Genomic DNA, 19,194 nt, shown 5'->3' on the forward strand with positions numbered 1-19,194 from the left:
GCGTGCAATAGGTTGCCCTTATTCAACTCCTCTGGATCCAAGAACTGCGATCCATGAGAAATGTTTCACCGGCTCGATAAAAAGAATGGCGCTCCCGCCTCACATATGCCGCGACCGTTGACCAGGATCGGCGACAAGCTCCAACGTGAGAACTTCACGTTTTATGCTCCGATCGGCACCGGGATTCTGATCAGCATCGTTCTCCGGTTTGTTCTGTGGCTACTCGACCGATAGCGAGGACGAAGCCCGCGCCGCCGGAGGATAGGAGCGACGCGGGCCGATCGGAGATATCCGATCTGGCAGCAAAAATATGAGGGAAAGAGTTTGCTGCGTGGGCAGAACTTTCTTTGCGCGCCGGTGTTCCATCGCCTGAGGAAAAAGCCCGCCGCACAGTTTGATGCGGCGGGGTCGATCAAGCGCTGTTGCACCGGGCGGGGGCTCGGGGTCGGGCATGCCCAGTGCGCGCGGATCACGCGAATTTTAGATGCATCAGCTGCAATGCGTCCACCAACCGCCGGTTGGAGGTTCATTCCGAGAGCTTTCTCACAGTGCGTTTACCGGGAACCCAGGCTTGGCACGGCACGTTGCTCAGTCGCCACCTTCGCAAAGGATGCATGCATGGCGAAAGACATATCTCGCGAGGAAGAGCAACGCGGCACCGAAAAAGTTCTCTTCTGGGGCGCTGCAATCGCCCTTGTCCTTTTTGTGTCTCTGCTGACCGTCGCGCTGATCGGGACGTCCTGATCTGTTTCGACAGCAGGATTAGACTGGCGGGCGAGGTCTTGGTGAGCTTAGGCGGATGCCGGGCTGCTGCACCCTAAAAGCCGCTCCCATCCGGCGTTCGTGGTCTCGATCGCTGAATTCAGAAAATTAATTGCGCGGGTCACAACTGCAGCAAAACTCTCCCAATTCGACCCTCGCTGGATACGAAACGCCACGAGCGGACGCTACAGGCCTAACTTCTCCCGGAGTGCATCAATGCGTTTAGAAGCTTCCGCCTTGCTGAGGCCGTCAGCATAGGCGTCAGGGTCGTCGGCCTGTTCGGCCAGAGTTTTCAAATACGAGGCTTGTGCGGGAGTCATTGGGTCATCTCCGCTGATCCAATCTTCCGGGTCCTTTTCGACATTTGCCGGAGTCTCGATTTTTGGGTTGTGCCGGTCGCCCATGCTCAATCTCCCTTGATGATTACCACAATGAGAAATGATCATGATTTGTTCCGCCACATTGGTGGGCCTTCTCAGACCGTTTGCACCGATTGGTCTGCGGATCGAATACCAGAGAAGGCCGCGTTCGAGCGGCGCTTTTGCTTCAATTGCGCTGAGGTAGACAAGCTGCTTCGTCGTCATATTGTTTAATTAATGCAGCTACTTCAACAGTCACAATGGAACGAAGATGGAGCGCTCATCAACCTTTTGCGCAAGGTCGATCGATCTTTCGAGCGTTCGTCCGCCACGTTCCCCGCGGTGAACCGCGACGGATACCTCGTCGATCCGATCAGACCGCACGCAAACCCGGCGTGGAAGCCGAGCCGGGAAAGTATCGGGAAGGCAAACGACGAATTGGTTGCCGCCGAGATCGCCGACTTGGCATGGTTGGAAAATGCCCCTGCTTTCGAAGCAATCGCCATCGATGAAAAAGGCGGACCGTTACGGCTCGTGGTTCCCGATCCGCGTATTTTTGCCGTTCACCAATTCTGGGTCTCAAAACGAGCTGATCGCGAGCCAATCTAGCGCCGTCGCGACCTAGCCCAAGCGCAAGTGGTTGCCCGACTGACGACGCAGTATCTCGAGCATCTCGCCTACGAAGCAAGCGAGCTTCGGGTCCTACCAAGGGCCGTTTTCGACGAGGCCCATCATTTGTTCGCGCAACCAGCGTCGCGGCGGTGAATGTCCGAGCTACATGTTGGCCCGGCTGGATTGGCCCTCAACCTCCAACCGATCGAAGAGGCGGCCCAGCAGCGCCAGACCGGAGGGACGAGAGACGCCAGCTTGTTCTTCTTTGGGACCAATTGGCGTGACACCCGTTGATGCAGGCCTAGCTGCCAGAATCGAAACTAATTGAACGCTGTTACAGGGCCCAAGCTGGAGCTCCGAAGGATCGCTACAACAGCTGAGGTATCGATCACCATCAGTTGGGGATTCCATGCTCGTCATACCCGATGATCTCCTCGTCGCTGCGACTATCCAGTTCAGGCAATCGTGCCACTCTTTCTCGGATGGCGCGCAATTCTGCCAGCAGACGCTCCTGAGCGGTCCCTCCAAAGCCCAAGCGATGCAGGCGCTCGCTAAGGGCCTGATGGATGGCTGCTGTCTTGCTGATACCCTGGCGGCGCGCGAGTTCATCAGCGAGAGCCACCGTAGCCGGATTTTCGATGTTCAGGGACATGAGAAACTCCAAAAATCTTCCTTTCTGGCAATTTCCACCATAGTTCTCTAGGCTCTTCAACATACCTGCAAGCCTCGCCTACCCATGCGCCGGATTGACCACGACAATCGCCAGGCAGGCGCCTGCCAAGGTGGCGACCGCCAGTCTCTCGAAGCTGCCTGTCGACTCCAATCGGACAACGGCCGATGAAAGGGCTGCCACCCGCCAAACCTCCACCCCGGCGTGGTCATTCTCCACCGAGAACGTCTCACCGGACGGCAAAACATGCACGCCGAGCCGATCCTTGGAAACCTCGATGCCAAAATGATTTCCTAAGCGGGTTCCGCTTGCGGACTAGATATAGCCGGCTGTTCTGCTGGAGCGGCGATGGCCAGTCGGGCACCGGGTTGCTGAGCTATCGCGGTCGCGGCACCGCATTTCGCAAGTCTCTGCACGTCACGCCACGATCGCCGTTTTTGCTTGTTGCAAGGCCGGCGTTCCTGCCTTTTCTAATGATCCCCGACCGCGCCACGAACCAGTTCGTGGTGAGAAACGGGGACCGGCATGGCGACCAACCATCATACCAACAAGGGAGCGGCATCGCGCGGCGCCCGCATGCTGCGCACCGCCCTCGGCCCGGCCATCGCACGCTTCCTTGATGATCCAGCCATTGTCGAGGTGATGCTCAATCCCGACGGTCGCCTGTGGGTTGATCGTCTCAGGGAAGGGCTCGTTGCAAGCAATGAAATACTGATCGCGGCCGACGGCGAACGGATCGTCAGGCTGGTCGCGCACCATGTCGGTGCCGAGGTGCATTCGGGCTCGCCGCGTGTTTCGGCTGAACTGCCCGGGACCGGCGAACGGTTCGAGGGCCTGTTGCCGCCTGTTGTCACGGCGCCAACCTTCGCCATCCGCAAGCCGGCAGTCGCGGTGTTTACGCTTCAGGACTATGTCGCTGCCGGCATCATGACCGAAGGCCAGGCTGACTTCCTGCAGCTTGCCGTGGAGACACGGAAGAACGTGCTGGTGGCCGGCGGCACATCGACGGGCAAGACCACGCTGGTCAACGCGCTTTTGGCGGAGGTGGCTAAAACCGCCGAGCGCGTCGTGCTGATCGAGGATACGCGTGAGCTGCAGTGTGCTGCGCCCAATCTTGTAGCGCTGCGCACCAAGGACGGTGTCGCCTCGCTGTCCGATCTAGTGAAGTCATCATTGCGGCTTCGGCCCGACCGCATCCCGATCGGCGAGGTACGGGGCGCCGAAGCGCTCGATTTGCTGAAGGCCTGGGGCACCGGCCATCCCGGTGGCATCGGCACCATCCACGCCAATTCTGCCCTTGGCGCACTGCGGCGACTGGAGCAGCTGGTGCAGGAGGCCGTCGTTACGGTTCCGCGCGCACTTATTGGCGAAACCATAGATCTCATCGCAGTTCTCGCTGGCCGCGGCTCAGCGCGCCGGCTCGTCGAGATCGCCCTGGTCGACGGGCTCGATCCGACCACCGGCGACTACCGCACCCTGGAAGCAAATCTCGAGACCACACTGACCGTGAATCACTACCCGCCCTTTGGAGCTTCAGAATGACCCCGATCCGCTTCAATTCATTGGCTATCCGCAAACTTGCCGTCGAGCTTTCGTATGCGGCGACCGCCGCGATCATGACGATTGCGCCCGCCCATGCTGCCGGTTCCTCCATGCCCTGGGAGGAGCCCCTTCAGCAAATTCTCGAATCGATTGAGGGGCCAGTTGCCAAGATTGTGGCGGTAATCATCATCATCATCACCGGCTTGTCGCTCGCCTTCGGTGACACGTCAGGCGGATTTCGCCGGCTGATCCAGATCGTCTTCGGGCTGTCGATCGCTTTCGCGGCAAGTTCGTTCTTCCTGTCGTTTTTCTCCTTCGGCGGCGGAGCGCTGATCTGATGGAGGAGGAGGTTCGTGGTTTTTTCGCGCCGGTTCATCGCGCACTCACCGAACCGATCCTGCTCGGCGGCGCGCCGCGTGCAGTCGCGATTGCCAACGGCACGCTCGCCGGCGCGGTCGGATTGGGACTTCGTTTGTGGGTCGCCGGGCTTGTCATCTGGGGGGTCGGGCATCTCATGGCCGTCTGGGCGGCGAAGCGCGATGCGCAATTCGTCGATGTGGTTCGCCGGCACCTGCGCTACCCCGCGCATTTCGGATGTTGAGGTTTTCGCCATGATGAACCTCGCGGAATACCGAAAGAAGAGTGCCAGCCTCCCCGACCATCTGCCTTGGGCCGCCCTGGTGGCGCCGGGCGTGGTGCTTAACAAGGACGGCAGTTTTCAAAGAACGGCGCGTTTTCGCGGGCCGGATCTGGACTCCGCGACGCCGGCGGAGCTCGTCGGCACAACCGCGCGGCTCAACGGCGCGCTGCGCCGGCTCGGCTCCGGCTGGGCAATTTTTGTCGAAGCGCAGCGCAATCCCGCCAGCGGCTACCCGGAGAGCCGGTTCCCGGATTGCGCATCCGCACTTTTCGACATCGAGCGTCGCGAACAGTTCGAAGACTCCGGTGTGCTGTTTGAAAGCAGCTACTTCCTCACCTTCGTGTGGCTGCCTCCGGCCGAGGAAGCGTCGCGAATGGAGAGCTGGCTCTACGAAGGCCGGGAAAAGACCGGTGTCGATCCGTGGGAGCTCCTGAAAAGTTTTGTCGATCGCACCGACCGCGTGCTCAACCTCCTCGAGGGCTTCGTTCCCGAAGCTGACTGGCTCGACGATGAAGAGACGCTGAGTTACCTGCACTCAACCATTTCGACCAAGCGGCATCGCGTTCGTGTGCCAGAAACGCCGATGCATCTCGATAGCCTGCTTGTCAATCAGCCGTTGGCCGGCGGGTTAGAGCCGAGGCTTGCCGATGCGCATTTGCGCACACTCACCATCACCGGGTTCCCGACGATGACCTTCCCGGGGATTCTCGACGACCTTAATCGCCTTGCCTTCCCCTACCGCTGGTCGACGCGGGCGATCATGCTCGACAAGACCGACGCGACCAAGTTGGTGACGAAGATACGCCGTCAGTGGTTCGCGAAACGGAAATCCGTCGCCGCGATCCTCAAGGAGGTGATGACCAACGAGGCGTCCGTCCTCGTCGATACGGATGCCGCCAACAAGGCGGCCGACGCCGACGCGGCGCTCCAGGATCTGGGCTCAGATCAGATCGGCGAAGCCTATGTCACCGCCACCGTGACTGTCTGGGATGCCGACCCCTCGATTGCCGACGAAAAGCTGCGTCAGGTTGAAAAGATCGTTCAGGGCAGGGACTTCACCTGCATCGCCGAAGGCGTCAACGCTGTCGAAGCTTGGCTGGGCGGCATCCCTGGCCACGTCTATGCCAATATTCGCCAGCCCCCGCTTTCGACGCTCAACCTCGCGCACATGATTCCACTGTCCGCGGTCTGGGCAGGTCCGATCGAGGACGACCATTTTGGCGCTCCGCCGCTGTTCTTCGCCAGAACGGAAGGTGCCACGCCGTTCCGGTTCAGCCTGCATGTTGGAGACGTCGGCCACACCCTCGTGGTCGGCCCAACGGGCGCCGGCAAGTCGGTCCTGTTGGCGATGATCGCGCTTCAGTTCCGGCGTTACAAAAACAACCAGGTCTTTGCCTTCGATTTCGGTGGCTCAATCCGCGCGGCCATGCTCGCCATGAATGGTGACTGGCACAATCTCGGAAGCAATACCGCAAGCGGGCAGGGGTCTGACGATCCATTGCCCTTGCTCACTTTGACCGATCTGTCGAACGACGTTGACACCGTGTCGCTACAGCCGCTTGCCCGCATCCATCATACGCCAGAGCGGGCCTGGGCGGCCGACTGGCTTGTCGACATTCTGCTGCGCGAGGGCGTGACCATCACGCCGCAGGTCAAGGAACATCTGTGGTCGGCACTCACATCGCTGGCTTCTGCGCCAGTCCAGGAGAGGACGCTGACTGGCCTGTCCGTGCTGCTGCAGTCCTCGCCGCTGAAACAGGCGCTTGGTCCCTACTGTATCGGTGGTGCCTATGGCCGGCTGCTTGATGCCGAGCATGAGCGTCTCGGCGAGGCCTCCGTCCAGGCGTTCGAAACCGAGGGCCTGATCGGCACCGGTGCTGCTGCCGCGGCGCTTGCCTATCTGTTCCACCGCATCGAGCAGAGGATGGACGGCCGGCCAACACTGCTGCTCATCGACGAGGGCTGGCTGGCGCTCGACGATGGCGGTTTCGCCGACCAGCTGCGCGAATGGCTGAAGACGCTGAGAAAGAAGAACGCCAGCGTGGTCTTCGCCACGCAGTCGCTTTCCGACATCGACGGATCGCCAATCGCGCCGGCAATAGTCGAAAGCTGCCCGACGCGGCTGTTCTTGCCAAACGAACGCGCCATCGAGCCGCAGATCACCGAGATCTATCGACGCTTTGGGCTCAACGATCGCCAGATCGAGATCATCGCCCGAGCGATACCGAAGCGCGACTATTTCTGTCAAAGCCGCCGCGGCAATCGCCTGTTCGAACTGGGTCTCGGTCCGGTCGCGCTGGCGCTCTGCGCCACATCGTCCAAATCGGACCAGGCCGCGATCGATCGGATAATCGCCGAGGCCGGCCGAGACCATTTCCTCGAGGCCTGGCTAGCGGATCGCGGCCTCTCCTGGGCGGCCGACCTCATCCCAAGTCTCACCAACATGATCGAGCAGTCCACCGAGGAGATTTCGTCATGAATTCCATTCTTGCACGCAGCCGTATTGGTCGCATGGCGGCAGCCGGCGCCATCGCGGTCGCCACGGCTCTGTCATCGGTACCAGCATCGGCGCTGATCGTGTTCGATCCCAGGAACTACGCCGAGAACCTGCTTTCGGCATCGCGTGCCCTGGAGCAGATCCATAACCAGATCACCTCCCTGCAAAACGAAGCGCAGATGCTGATCAACCAGGCGAAGAATCTCACTTCCCTGCCGACCTCGCTGCTTGGCCAGATCGAGGGCAATTTTTCCCAGATGAAGAGCTTGCTCGGCGAGGCCGAGAAGCTGGCCTATAGCGTCCAGGATATCGAGAGCCAGTTTGCCTCCACTTACGCGAATTTCGGTTCGGATCTCTCCAGCAAGCAGCTCGTCGAGGGTGCGCATCAACGCTGGCAGACCTCGGTGTCTGCCTTTGAGCATTCACTGAAAACGGGCGCCGTCGCAGTCGACAACATCGCAGGGACACAGGAGCAGACGGGTGCTCTGGTCAGCGCCAGCCAGTCGGCTGTCGGCGTGCTGCAGGCGACGCAGGCCGGCAACCAGCTCCTCGCCGTCCAGGCCAAGCAAGTTGCCGATCTCACCGCGATGCTGGCGGCACAAGGAAGGGCCGAGGCCCTTGAGCAGGCGAGGAGGGCTGCCGCGCAGGAGCAGGCGCGGGAACAGTTCAGCCGTTTCATGACGGGCAGCAGCTACAGCGCCTCATCCGTAAAAATGTTCCACGACTGAGGCGAAGAGGCATGGATCTCAAGATCGCCGCCCGGATGACAGCCGTTCTCGCCCTTGGCGCCGCCATGACCGCCGCCTTCATCGCGCTGCGCGGCGACGGCTCGCAGGACGCGTCCTCCCCGCGTTCGGCACATCCGGGCGGCGAGCCGGCAAGCGTCGAACTTGCCCGATGCCGGGACATCGGCATGGCGGCGATTAGTGACGACGCCTGCAGGAAAGCCTGGGCTGAAGGCCGCCGACGCTTTCTGCGGCCATCTCGTCCCGTAGCGCCAAACGCGGCTCCGACGATCGAAAAGGACCCAGGTCGCCTGCCGCCGCTCCAACCGCCAACACCACCTCGCGCTCAAGACCGGCTCGATCCGGAAATGGTGGTGCCATGAACGACACCGGCGTGATCGATCGCTTCCTCGAGACTTTCACTCGCTACATCGATTCCGGGTTTGGCCTGCTCGGCGGCGAGGTGGCATTCCTGACCTCCACGCTGATCGTCATCGACATCACGTTCGCCGGCCTCTTCTGGGCCTGGGGTGCTGACGAGGACGTGCTGCATCGCCTGGTGAAGAAGACGCTCTATATCGGCTTCTTCGCCTTCATCATCGGCAACTTCAATCGTCTGGCCGGCATCGTCTTCGAGAGCTTTTCCGGGCTCGGCCTGAAGGCTGGAGGTTCGGCACTTTCAGGCTCGGCATTGCTGCAGCCGGGCCGCGTCGCGCAAGTCGGCATCGATGCCGGCAATCCGATCCTCGAGGCCGCCAGCCAGCTGATGGGCTACGTCTCGTTCTTCGAGAATTTCGTCCAGATCGTAGTACTGATGATCGCCTGGGCGATTGTACTGATCGCGTTCTTTCTTCTGGCCGTCCAGATCTTCGTCACGCTGGTCGAATTCAAGCTGACGACGCTGGCCGGGTTTGTGCTGATCCCCTTTGCGCTGTTCAACCGGACCGCCTTCCTTGCCGAAAAAGTGCTTGGCAACATCGTTGCCTCCGGCGTGAAGATACTGGTCCTTGCCGTCATCGTCGGCATCGGCTCGGGCCTTTTCGGCGAGTTCACCCAAGGCTTCGGCGCCGAACAGCCCACAATCACGGATGCGCTGTCGCTTGTGCTCGGCGCTCTGTCGCTGATGGGGCTGTCGATCTTCGGTCCTGGCATTGCGACGGGGCTGGTTTCTGGTGCCCCGCAACTGGGCGCAGGTGCCGCTGTTGGCACGAGCCTCGTCGCTGGCGGCCTTGGCGTGGCTGGCGCTATGGGTGCTCGCGCCGGATTGAGCGACGCAGCAGGCGCACTCAATGCAGGTGCGCGTATGTCGGCAGCAGCCGCACGCGGCGGCGCGCATCTGGCCGGCAGCACTTCGGGCGCCTGGGAGCTTGGCGTAGCGACATCTGGACCAGACGGTGCAGGCTCGGTCGCCGGCGGCATGGCAGGTGTCGCCAGGGCTGGCGCCAGAGCTGCCGTTCGACCGGTGAGGCAGGCCATGTCGCGCGCTGCGTCGGCGCTGTCCGACAGCTATGAGACCGGCCGCTTTGCGGCTTGGACTGCGACGAGTGGAGAGCACTCGTCGGGCACCGCTTCCTCCGGTGACTGGCCGACCACCGAGGCCAGTACCGACTCTCCGCCCGCATGGGCAAAACGCATGAAACGTAGCCAGGCCATGAGCCATGGCGCCAGCATCGCCGCCCATTCGGTCCACTCGAGTGATGATGGCGGCGGCTCGATGAATGTTTCCCTCGATCAGGACGACCGCCGATGACCCCCTTTAGACGCCCTTTCGTTCGTTACGCAAAAACGCCTCAGCCAGAGACGCCATATCAGCGTGCAGCCCAGATTTGGGACGAGCGCATTGGCTCGGCTCGCGTCCAGGCGAAGAATTGGCGGCTGATGGCTTTCGGCTCGCTCGTCCTGGCCGGCGGTTTTGCATCTGCATTGGTCTGGCAATCGACGCGCGGTTCGGTGGTTCCCTGGGTGGTTCAGGTCGACAAGTTTGGCGAGGCGCAGCTTGTCGCCCCGGCTGTTGCCGACTATCGGCCGACCGACCCCCAGATCGCCTGGCATCTGGCCCGCTTCATCGAACAGGTCAGAAGCATTCCGGCCGACCCCGTTATCGTCCGTCAAAATTGGCTGCGCGCCTACGATTACACCACGGATCGTGGCGCCACTTCTCTCAATGATTACGCTCGCTTGAACGACCCTTTTGCCAAAGTGGGCAAACTCCAGATCGCGATCGAGGTTTCCAGCGTCATCCGTGCTTCGCCCGATTCCTTCCGCGTCGCCTGGATCGAGCGCCGCTACGAGAACGGCAACCTGGCCGGCACCGAGCGCTGGACCGCAATCCTCACGATCGTGATCCAACAACCCCGCAACGCCGACCGGCTGAAAGCCAATCCGCTCGGCGTCTATGTCAACGCCATCAGCTGGTCGAAGGAGCTTTCATGATGCGTGCGGCACGTACAAGAAGATCGGCGAGACCGGACACGCGCAATGCGCCCAAGGCACGTATATTTGCCCTGGCACTCCTGTCGGCAACGGCGCTCGCCGGCTGTGCATCGAAGAAATACATTCCGCCGCAGATCGCCTATGACGATGCGGTGCCGGCCGTGCGCAAGGTCGACCTGCCTGGTCCGGTGAAGGTGGTGGAAGTGCCGAAACCGCTTCCGCTGCCGGGTCAGTTGAAACCGGTCGACGCCGCGAAGGTAGAGCCGGAGCCGACCGATCCGAAGCAGCGGATCAGCCAGGCGAACGAGGCAGCTAGAATGCAGCCGGTTCGCGACGGGTTCGTCAATGCCATCCAGCTCTATCCCTGGAGTGAGGGCGCGCTCTACCAGATCTATGCCGCGCCCGGCCAGGTCACCGACATCGCCTTGCAGCCCGGCGAGCAGCTTGTCGGCTCCGGGCCTGTGGCCGCCGGCGACACGGTGCGCTGGATCATTGGCGACACACAAAGCGGGGCAGGGGAGCGCCAACAGGTCCATATTCTTGTGAAGCCGACACGGCCGGATCTCCAGACCAATCTCGTCATCAACAGCGATCGCCGCACCTATCATCTCGAGCTGCGCTCGACCGAAAAGACCTACATGGCCTCGGTCTCCTGGCAGTATCCGCAGGACCAGCTGATTGCGCTGCGGCGGCAGAACGCGCAGGCTTCCGCCGCACAGCCGGTTGCGTCCGGCGTCGACATCCAGAAGTTGAATTTCCGCTACCGCATCGAAGGCGACGCAGCACCCTGGCGACCGCTTCGCGCCTTCGACGACGGTGCAAAAGTCTATATCGAGTTCCCGTCAGGCATAGGGCAGGGCGAAATGCCGCCGCTCTTCGTCATCGGCCCATCGGGGGGCTCCGAACTGGTCAACTACCGTGCTCGCCAGAATTACTATGTCGTGGATCGGCTGTTTGCCGCCGCTGAACTGAGGCTCGGCGACAAAACAAGTGAAAAGCGCGTCCGCATCGTACGCACGGACGGCAAACAAACCTCGCCCAGCACGAGGCTTTTGCGATGAGCGACCCTGCAAACGCACCCAACCAGGACATTCGAGCGGAACTGCGCCTGCGGCCAGAACCGGCGAGCGTCACGCGACTGTCGCGCAAGGTGCTGATAGGCCTTGGTGGAGTTGCCAGCGCTGCGATCCTCGGCACGTTGATTTGGGCGCTCGACACCAGACAGCGTGGGACCGAACAGCCGCCCGAGCTCTTCACCACCGAAAACCGCTCAACGGCCGACGGGCTACAGAAGCTGCCGAAGGACTATGCCGGTGTTCCGCAACTCGGCCCCGCTCTGCCTGGCGATTTGGGCCGGCCGATCTTGCGTGCTCAGGAACGCGACCAGCCGGATGGGGCATCCAATGTCAGTGGACCGCGCACCGATCCGGAGGAGCAGCGCCGACTTGCCGAGATTGAGGCCGCACGCGTGGCGAAGCTTTTCACCGATACGAGCACGAGAGCTGATCCGGTACGACAGGGTGCTGGCAGCAGAGTCACGGAACCGGACACCCAATCTGGTCTGACTCTGCCTCCCCGGACGCCACCGATCGATCCTGGTGCCGCGCAAAACATGCAGGATGGCAAGCTCGCCTTCGTCAATGCCGAGCCAGACCGTCGCACTGTCAGCCCCGATCGGCTCGCCGAGAAGGCCTCGCCCTATGTGGTGCAAGCCGGCACCGTCATTCCGGCTGCCCTTATCACCGGCATCCGCTCCGACCTGCCTGGCGATATCACCGCTCAGGTTACGGAAAATGTCTACGACAGCCCGACAGGATCCCATCTCCTGATCCCGCAGGGTGCGAGGCTGATCGGCCAGTACGACAGCCACGTCGCCTTCGGCCAGTCGCGCGTGCTGCTGGTCTGGAACCGGCTGATCATGCCTGACGGCACTTCAATCGTTCTGGAGCGCCAGCAGGGCGCAGATGCTGAAGGATTTTCCGGGCTTGAAGACGAGGTTGACCATCATTGGGGCCAGATGTTCCGTGCCGCCGCACTCTCGACATTGCTGGGCATTGGGACATCGCTTGGGTCCAGCGACGATGAAAGCGAAATCGCCAAGGCCATCCGCGAAAGCGCGCAGGGTTCGGCCTCCGATATTGGCCAGCAGCTCGTGCGCAATCAGCTCAACGTCCAGCCGACGCTCACCGTGCGGCCCGGTTTCCCGGTTCGCGTCATCGTCAATCACGACCTGGTGCTGGCGCCGTACGGCGCGAAGGATCCATCATGACCAAGCTGAGACTTTCCTCCATTCCCGATGACCGTCCGGTCAAGATCACGGTCGAACTGCCTGCCGCCGTTCATCGCGACCTTGTCGCTTATGCCGATGTGCTTGGCCGTGAAAGCGGCCAGACAATCGCAGATCCGACAAAGCTGATCGCGCCGATGCTGGCACGCTTCATGGCAACGGACAGGGCATTTGGCCGAATGCGTTCTGACACGAAGTCAGCATAATGAAAGCCAGCGATCGGTCTGATGGTAGTCTGCACAGAGAGCCACCCCGCACCTTCTCCAATCACACGCGATCATCGTCTGCTCCCCGTCCGCATGGAGCGGGTCTATCGCGGGGTTGTGTGCCGCGGCTAGTCTAGTGGACGCAGATGAGCGAGACGTCTATGCCGGTCGCCGTCTGCGGGGGGCACACCTTCGCGATCTGGCGCGAATCGTGATCGCAGCGACAAACACAAGGCCGACACTTTTAAGCGGACGTTGAAGAGAGCCCCCCTTGAGCGGGCGGTTTTGCCGGGCCCTGGTTCAAGCGGCGGCGGAGGCGTGCCGCCTGGCCGCCGAGCTGTCCCACCGTGCGCGAGCTCACCGGCCGCGCCTCGTTCCGACTGTTTGGGCTCTAGCGATGGCCGAAGCCTCCGCCCGCCTCAAGGCAAGCGATCAGCCGGCATTGGTGGACATTGAACTGGAGCACCTGCCGGCCGATGTGCGCTGGCGCGAATGGACGCTCTGCGTCGAAGCGGTCGTTTTCGCCGCCAGCGAACACGTGACACGAAAGGTGCTGGCACGCGTCGTCGGCAAAAGCTGCGATCTCGACCTGGTCACCGACGAGATCCGCGCCGAGCTCGCCAAGCGCCGCTACGAACTGGTCGCAGTCGCCGGCCGGCAGCACCGCGCCAAGAAGGTCTTTGGAGATATCACCCACGCTGCCTTTGGCGGCACTGCGAGAGAGGGGTCAAAAGAACTGTCGCAGGCGGAGGCTCTTGTGCTGATGTGCATTGCCTATTTCCAGCCGACCACCCGGGGTGAGTTGTCGAGCTTTTTTCGGCAAGGAGGTGTCGCGCGACCTGATCGGCGTGTGCGCGCGCAGGACCTTATCGCCTCGGGATCGCGCGACCCGCAGCCAGGCGCGCCACAGACCTAGGTGACGACGAAGACTTTCCTGTCGCAGTTCGGGCTCGACACGCTGCGCCAGCTACCGGCTCTCGAGTACGCAGGGCTGCTGTCGAAGGAGAAGCTGCTGGCCGAGGATATACCGATCGGTCTTAGCCGGGGGAAGCGACGGCGAAGAGGGCGAGCCAACGACAGGCGTCGTTGAGGATGAGGCGCTCTGTACTGATCGAAAAACGGGTTGCTTACGACAGCTAGCAACTCAGGGCCACGATGACTGATCGTGCGGCAGCCGGTGATCGGGATCATGGACCGCGACCTTGTCGCCTTCGACCAGGTTGGCTGAAAAGATCACCAAGTTGGTGCCGCCGGCATGGCGCAGCGACGGAAACAGGATACCGCGAAGCCCGGTTGTAATGACCAGGTCCCCAAGCTTCCAGGATGAAGGTATCTTTCTGTCAATGCGAGCGATCTGGCGCCAGCCACAATCCCATTCCTTCCAGTCACTATCCCAGGCATTTGGATCGAACCCCTGCGAAAGATCGGCGACCTCGGAAAGCGTGATTTTGTAGGCGGCAAGAGTGGCCGGCGGGGTGATGCTGGCGCCCTGCTTGTATTCCTCCAACGCTGTCTGAGGGGCGAGGGATAAGTAAAGCGCTTCGACGCCTGGCCGGTTGAAACGACCGCCGTCGATCGCTGCGCCTGCACCGCTGGTGGGCAGGAAGGCCCATTTGGGTGTCAGATAGCGATGGAAGATCTCGTCCGGCCCGACGCGGGTGACCTTCACCCGCGCGCCCCGTTCTCGAGATCTCGGATAAAGGCCAGAACCGCCTCGACCTGGCCGTCCGCGACGAGTTCGGCAGCCGTGCGATGGCCATAGTCGGCAATCGGTTCATTGCGGTACCAAAAGATCGCCTTCTTGATGTCGCCGGTGAGTTCCGTTGCGGCCGAAATCACCTTCACCATCTCGCGCATCCGACCCTGCAGTCGCTCCGATGACGGGTTACGGAGCGTGTTGCGGTGGACGCCGGTTAATTGCGCCAGGTTGGCCACCTTGACGCCCAGCGCCTGCGACAGGCGCTTCGGCGAGATATAAGGCGTTCGCGGCTCCTGCAGACTGTCGACAAAACCTGAGACCACTTTCGATCGTGCGAGCTGTGCCTGGGTCATAACAAATCTCCGACCTCTCTCATACGCACAATATATGCACATTTCTAGGCATAGCAAGTGAACAGAGCTTGGCGCTGTTCCAGCGCACTGCTCGTCCTTCCCCATCCTCGTAGCGGATGCTAGCTAGCGGCAGCAATGCGCCCATCTCGGTCATTAAAGCAGCATTGCACTGCCCTAATGCCGAGCCCGCGCCGGAGGTCGCAGGTGCGCGTGGAGCGGTCGACCCGAACTATGCGCGAGACAGGCTTGATTGTATCTAACCTGAAACAGACCAAGGCCGGCCCAACCTAGACCTAAAACCAAAAGGCACCAAACCTCCAACAGCTACGCTCCCACGGGTTCAAGCGCCTGCACACATTGACCACGCCACTTTCGCAATGGCCGCTTGGATGACGACCGCATCAAATTCATGGGGCAAGGGCTCCCGCCAATGGGTTCGGCCGCGACCAGGCCTCCAAGATCCCTCGATCAGCATCACCAAACCCTGCGAGAGGCGGAAGAGGCAAGCCGGTTCATGAACCGGCCGGAAGTCGCCAAGACCCAAAGCCGCTGATCGATGCGAGCCGCAGTAACGAAGTGTAACCGGGTTCTCGCTACAAGAGCTCAATCCGCGCAAGGCCGCTGATCGAGGATCAACAGTCTACCCAATGGAAGTCGCCGCTATGGAAATCGCCACGAACGGCCATACAAACAGTCATCTGATGACGTCACGGCGGTTTGCGCCTCTCTTCTGGACGCAGTTCCTGTCCGCCTTCAACGACAATTTCCTCAAGAACACGCTGGTGTTCCTTATTCTGTTCACCCTGGCCGCGGACACGGCAGCATCACTGGTCACTCTGGCAGGTGCCGTCTTCATGGCTCCCTTCCTGCTCCTGTCTGCCCTTGGTGGCGAGATCGCCGACCGGTTCGACAAGGCGCTTATCGCCCGTCGGCTGAAATTCACCGAGATTGCCGCAGCTGCTGTCGCAGTCGTCGGGATCGCGCTGTCGTCTATTCCGGTGCTGATGGCGGCGTTGCTGATGTTCGGCATCATCTCGGCACTGTTCGGACCAATCAAGTACGGCATCCTGCCGGACCATCTCGAGCGCAAGGAATTGCCTCGCGCCAATGCCTGGATCGAATCGGCAACCTTCGCCGCCATCCTCGGCGGCACTATCGCCGGAGGCGTCGTTTCGGTCGATGGCATAGGTGTCTCGGTCTTCGGGCCGATGATGATGATTCTCGCCATCGGTTGCTGGTTTGTCAGCCGATACATTCCGTCAACCGGTTCTGCTGCACCCGAACTGGTTATAGACAGGAACATCTTTCGCTCGACGTGGCGACAGGTTAACGGCCTGCGTGCCGACAAGCGGATCTGGCGCGCCGGACTGATGACGTCGTGGTTCTGGCTGATCGGGGCCATCGTCCTTTCGATCCTGCCTACGTTGGTCAAGGATTCGCTCGGTGGCGGAGAAATCGCTGTCACCGCCTATCTAGCGGTGTTCGCCGTCTCAATCGCCATTGGCTCTGCCATAGCTGCATGGATGTCGCAGGGCCGCATCGTGCTCTTGCCAGCCCCGGTTGGCACGACGTTGATGGCACTATTCGGCTTGGACCTGGCCTGGACCATCTGGAGCATGCAGCCCTCGCCCAGGGCCGAAACGCTCGCAACATTCTTCGCGGGACCAAACACGGTCCATGTTGCGATCGACCTTGCCGGCATGGCTATTGCCAGCGCCTTTCTTGTCGTGCCGACCTTCGCCGCCGTGCAAGCCTGGGCGCCCGAAGCCAGCCGCGCTCGCGTGGTCGCCGCGGTGAGCATCGTGAATGCAGGCTTCATGACGGTGGGCGGCATATTCGTCGCCGCGATTCAAGCAGCGGGCGTCTCCACTGGAGGTATCCTTTTCGGTCTCGCCGCTCTCAACGTGGTCGCGGCCTGGCTGATGCTGAAATACCTGCCGACAAACGCCTTCCGCGATTTCGTTTCCATTCTGTTCCGAGCCTTCCATCGGCTGGAGGTGGAGGGGCTGGAGAACCTCAAGGCGGCCGGCCCGGCACCCATCCTGGCGCTCAACCATGTCAGTTTTCTCGACGGTCCGCTGGCTTTGACGCTGACCGATGAGGAGCCGGTGTTTGCCATAGACTACACTATCGCCCAGGCCTGGTGGATGAAGCCGTTCATGAAACTTGCGCGCGCCCTGCCGCTCAATCCGGCCAAGCCGATGTCGACCCGCACGCTTATCAAGGTCGTGCAAGGCGGCGATCCGCTGGTCATCTTCCCCGAGGGCCGGATCACCGTGACCGGCGGCCTGATGAAGGTCTATGACGGTGCCGCTATGGTGGCCGACAAGACCGGCTCGATGGTCGTGCCCGTGCGCATCGACGGGCTGGAGAAGAGCTATTTTTCGCGGCTGACCTCGCAGCATGTTCGCCGCCGGCTGTTCCCGAAGGTCAAGGTGACCATTCTGGAGCCCGTCAAACTTCGAGTAGCGCAGGATCTGAAGGGTCGGAACCGCCGTGCCGCGGCGGGCGCTGCCCTCTACCAGGTCATGTCGGATCTCGTCTTCCGCACCCAGGACATCGACAAGACCGTGCTGGAGAGGATCATCCAGACGGCGAACGAACGCGGCATGAAGCAGCTTGCCGTGCAGGACCCGGTCACCGGTTCGCTGAGCTACGGCAAGCTGCTGACAGCCGCCGCCATACTTGGCGAGAAATTCAAGAATCTGTTTGCCGGCCAGCAGACGCTCGGTATCATGCTACCCAACGCTAACGGCGCCTGCGCGACTCTGCTCGGCGTCATGTCGGCCGGCAAGGTTCCGGCGATGATGAACTTCACTGCCGGTGCAGCCAACATCGTCTCCGCTTGCAAAGCCGCCGAGGTGCGCACGGTGCTGACCTCGCGCGCCTTTGTCGAACAAGCGAAACTCGGCGCCGTGATCGAGGAACTCGGCCGATCGGTCGACATCGTTTGGCTCGATGATCTGCGGGCCACCATTGGTCTCAAGGACAAGCTGCTCGCCCTTTTGCGCAAAAGCGCACCCCGGGTCGCCCGCAAGTCCGAAGATCCAGCGGTGATCCTGTTCACCTCAGGTTCCGAAGGCACGCCGAAGGGCGTGGTGCTCACCCACCGCAACATCCTGGCCAATGCCGCGCAGGCGGCCTCGCGTATCGACTTCCATTCGGGCGACAAGGTCTTCAATGTGCTGCCGATCTTCCATTCCTTCGGCATGACGGCGGGCACAGTGCTGCCGCTGATCTCGGGCGTGCCGGTCTATTTCTACCCCTCGCCGTTGCACTACCGGATCGTGCCGGAGTTGGTTTACGCCTCGAACGCAACGATCATCTTCGGCACCGATACGTTTCTTGCCGGCTATGCCCGCACCGCACACCCTTACGACTTCCGCTCAGTGCGCTATTGCTTTGCCGGAGCGGAACCGGTCAAGCCTTCGACCCGCGCCACCTACATGGAAAAGTTTGGCCTGCGCATCCTCGAAGGCTATGGCGTGACCGAAACCGCGCCCGTGATCTCCATCAACACGCCGATGTACAACCGATCCGGCAGTGTCGGCAAAATCATGCCGGGTATGGAGTATCGCCTGGACCCGGTGCCTGGCGTCGAGGATGGCGGACGGCTGTTCGTGCGGGGGCCCAACGTCATGGCAGGCTATCTGCGCACCGAGAAGCCGGGCGTGCTCGAGCCGCTCGAAGACGGCTGGCATGACACCGGCGACGTCGTCGCCGTCGACGACGTCGGCTTCATCACTATTCGCGGCCGCGCCAAGCGCTTTGCCAAGATCGGTGGCGAGATGATCTCGCTGGCCGCCGTCGAGGCGCTGGCGGGTGAATTGTGGAAAGGCTCGCTCTCGGCGGTCGCCGCCCTGCCAGATGCGCGCAAGGGCGAAAAGCTGGTCCTCATTACCGAGGCGGCCAACGCTACGCGTGCCGAATTCCTGGCCTTCGCCAAGGCGAACGGCGCCATGGACCTGATGGTGCCGGCCGAGGTGCGCGTCGTTGCGAAAGTGCCTGTCCTGGGCTCAGGCAAGCTCGATTTCTCCGCTGTGACAAAAATGGTTAGCGGCGAAGACATGAAAACCCAGGCGGCTTGACAATAGCCGACCGAGGAAGTCGGCCCGTTTGCCCAATCACATGCAACGAAGGTCGTCTTGGCTCGAAGATAGGCCTTGGCCGAGGTCGGTTCTGAATTGAAGCCGGCTTATATCTATTACGAAGGGAACGGCAGTTTTGCGCCTGATTGGAGACCTTCATCTCCCATCCTTCGAATGGCAGCAAAGCGCCGCACAGCGGTCAGACGAGCCTGCACGCAAGGGCCGGCTATCTTGTCCAGTCATCTTGAAAGCTGACAGTCCGGTTCCGGCCCCATAGGTCGTTGAACGGTTCTGCAATTCGCGATCGACTGCGGTTCCTGG

The 19,194-nt window shown here is 61.6% G+C and carries 21 protein-coding genes; 17 read left to right on the forward strand and 4 right to left on the reverse strand.

Going from position 1 to position 19,194, the window contains the following annotated elements:
* Positions 1–105 precede the first annotated feature (105 nt).
* Both NKG60_RS23330 and NKG60_RS23335 read left to right on the forward strand, forming a co-directional pair.
* Positions 106–234, forward strand: a complete 129-nt coding sequence (locus NKG60_RS23330; RefSeq protein WP_352975737.1) for a DUF2905 family protein — start codon at positions 106–108, stop codon at positions 232–234.
* 384 nt (positions 235–618) lie between these two features.
* Positions 619–744 carry a hypothetical protein gene (locus NKG60_RS23335; protein ID WP_352668819.1) on the forward strand — a complete coding sequence of 42 codons (126 nt, stop codon included), beginning with the start codon at positions 619–621 and terminating at the stop codon, positions 742–744.
* 203 nt (positions 745–947) lie between these two features.
* Here NKG60_RS23335 and NKG60_RS32315 read toward each other — a convergent pair whose 3' ends face one another.
* Positions 948–1,346: a DUF3072 domain-containing protein gene (locus NKG60_RS32315; protein ID WP_502903459.1), complete on the reverse strand. Its 399-nt coding sequence runs from the start codon at positions 1,344–1,346 to the stop codon at positions 948–950.
* Positions 1,347–1,358: 12 nt separating this feature from the next.
* Here NKG60_RS32315 and NKG60_RS23345 point away from each other — a divergent pair, with 12 nt between their 5' ends.
* Positions 1,359–1,730: a GSU2403 family nucleotidyltransferase fold protein gene (locus NKG60_RS23345; protein WP_352668816.1), complete on the forward strand. Its 372-nt coding sequence runs from the start codon at positions 1,359–1,361 to the stop codon at positions 1,728–1,730.
* Between the two features lie 397 nt (positions 1,731–2,127).
* Here the strand turns inward: NKG60_RS23345 and NKG60_RS23350 are convergent, their stop codons facing one another.
* Entirely contained in the window at positions 2,128–2,385 is a 258-nt protein-coding gene (locus NKG60_RS23350; protein WP_352668815.1) for a type II toxin-antitoxin system VapB family antitoxin, read from the reverse strand.
* Positions 2,386–2,928: 543 nt separating this feature from the next.
* On the opposite strand from NKG60_RS23350, the gene trbB reads away from it, so the two are divergent.
* The 13 genes from trbB to NKG60_RS23415 all read left to right on the forward strand — a co-directional run bounded on the left by trbB (position 2,929) and on the right by NKG60_RS23415 (position 13,823).
* Entirely contained in the window at positions 2,929–3,945 is a 1,017-nt protein-coding gene (gene trbB / locus NKG60_RS23355; protein ID WP_352668813.1) for a P-type conjugative transfer ATPase TrbB, read from the forward strand.
* A gap of 74 nt (positions 3,946–4,019) precedes the next feature.
* On the forward strand, positions 4,020–4,283 hold the full coding sequence (locus tag NKG60_RS23360; protein WP_352492921.1) for a TrbC/VirB2 family type IV secretion system protein: 264 nt from the start codon (positions 4,020–4,022) through the stop codon (positions 4,281–4,283).
* Entirely contained in the window at positions 4,283–4,546 is a 264-nt protein-coding gene (locus tag NKG60_RS23365; protein ID WP_352668811.1) for a VirB3 family type IV secretion system protein, read from the forward strand. The genes NKG60_RS23360 and NKG60_RS23365 overlap by 1 nt, the downstream gene beginning before the upstream one ends.
* A 10-nt stretch (positions 4,547–4,556) precedes the next feature.
* Entirely contained in the window at positions 4,557–7,064 is a 2,508-nt protein-coding gene (trbE, locus tag NKG60_RS23370; RefSeq protein WP_352668809.1) for a conjugal transfer protein TrbE, read from the forward strand.
* Positions 7,061–7,810 carry a P-type conjugative transfer protein TrbJ gene (gene trbJ / locus NKG60_RS23375; RefSeq protein WP_352668806.1) on the forward strand — a complete coding sequence of 250 codons (750 nt, stop codon included), beginning with the start codon at positions 7,061–7,063 and terminating at the stop codon, positions 7,808–7,810. The genes trbE and trbJ overlap by 4 nt, the downstream gene beginning before the upstream one ends.
* Before the next feature lie 11 nt (positions 7,811–7,821).
* Entirely contained in the window at positions 7,822–8,190 is a 369-nt protein-coding gene (gene trbK-alt, locus NKG60_RS23380; protein WP_352668804.1) for a putative entry exclusion protein TrbK-alt, read from the forward strand.
* Positions 8,187–9,557, forward strand: coding sequence for a P-type conjugative transfer protein TrbL (gene trbL / locus NKG60_RS23385; RefSeq protein WP_352668802.1), 1,371 nt, complete (start codon positions 8,187–8,189; stop codon positions 9,555–9,557). The genes trbK-alt and trbL overlap by 4 nt, the downstream gene beginning before the upstream one ends.
* Complete coding sequence (gene trbF / locus NKG60_RS23390) at positions 9,554–10,240, forward strand: conjugal transfer protein TrbF (RefSeq protein ID WP_352668800.1); 687 nt, start codon at positions 9,554–9,556, stop codon at positions 10,238–10,240. The genes trbL and trbF overlap by 4 nt, the downstream gene beginning before the upstream one ends.
* The gene (trbG, locus tag NKG60_RS23395; protein ID WP_352668797.1) at positions 10,237–11,301 is read left to right on the forward strand and encodes a P-type conjugative transfer protein TrbG; all 1,065 of its coding nucleotides are present in this window, start codon (positions 10,237–10,239) and stop codon (positions 11,299–11,301) included. Before trbF ends, trbG begins: the two co-directional genes overlap by 4 nt.
* The gene (locus tag NKG60_RS23400; protein WP_352668795.1) at positions 11,298–12,509 is read left to right on the forward strand and encodes a TraB/TrbI/VirB10 family type IV secretion system protein; all 1,212 of its coding nucleotides are present in this window, start codon (positions 11,298–11,300) and stop codon (positions 12,507–12,509) included. The genes trbG and NKG60_RS23400 overlap by 4 nt, the downstream gene beginning before the upstream one ends.
* The gene (locus NKG60_RS23405; protein WP_352668793.1) at positions 12,506–12,733 is read left to right on the forward strand and encodes a DUF2274 domain-containing protein; all 228 of its coding nucleotides are present in this window, start codon (positions 12,506–12,508) and stop codon (positions 12,731–12,733) included. Before NKG60_RS23400 ends, NKG60_RS23405 begins: the two co-directional genes overlap by 4 nt.
* 397 nt (positions 12,734–13,130) lie before the next feature.
* A complete protein-coding gene (locus NKG60_RS23410) occupies positions 13,131–13,649 on the forward strand; it encodes an SMC-Scp complex subunit ScpB (RefSeq protein WP_352668791.1) in 519 nt (172 codons plus the stop codon).
* Complete coding sequence (locus NKG60_RS23415; RefSeq protein ID WP_352867777.1) at positions 13,650–13,823, forward strand: hypothetical protein; 174 nt, start codon at positions 13,650–13,652, stop codon at positions 13,821–13,823.
* 54 nt (positions 13,824–13,877) lie between these two features.
* On the opposite strand, the gene NKG60_RS23420 is transcribed toward NKG60_RS23415, so the two are convergent.
* Together NKG60_RS23420 and NKG60_RS23425 are read right to left on the reverse strand one after the other, a co-directional pair.
* Positions 13,878–14,402, reverse strand: a complete 525-nt coding sequence (locus NKG60_RS23420) for an RES family NAD+ phosphorylase (RefSeq protein WP_352668789.1) — start codon at positions 14,400–14,402, stop codon at positions 13,878–13,880.
* Positions 14,399–14,785 carry a hypothetical protein gene (locus NKG60_RS23425; RefSeq protein WP_352668787.1) on the reverse strand — a complete coding sequence of 129 codons (387 nt, stop codon included), beginning with the start codon at positions 14,783–14,785 and terminating at the stop codon, positions 14,399–14,401. The genes NKG60_RS23420 and NKG60_RS23425 overlap by 4 nt, the downstream gene beginning before the upstream one ends.
* 662 nt (positions 14,786–15,447) lie before the next feature.
* On the opposite strand from NKG60_RS23425, the gene NKG60_RS23430 reads away from it, so the two are divergent.
* On the forward strand, positions 15,448–18,873 hold the full coding sequence (locus NKG60_RS23430) for an acyl-[ACP]--phospholipid O-acyltransferase (protein ID WP_352975694.1): 3,426 nt from the start codon (positions 15,448–15,450) through the stop codon (positions 18,871–18,873).
* Positions 18,874–19,194 lie beyond the last annotated feature (321 nt).

The organism is Mesorhizobium sp. M1428 (assembly GCF_040317515.1).
GTDB lineage: Bacteria > Pseudomonadota > Alphaproteobacteria > Rhizobiales > Rhizobiaceae > Mesorhizobium.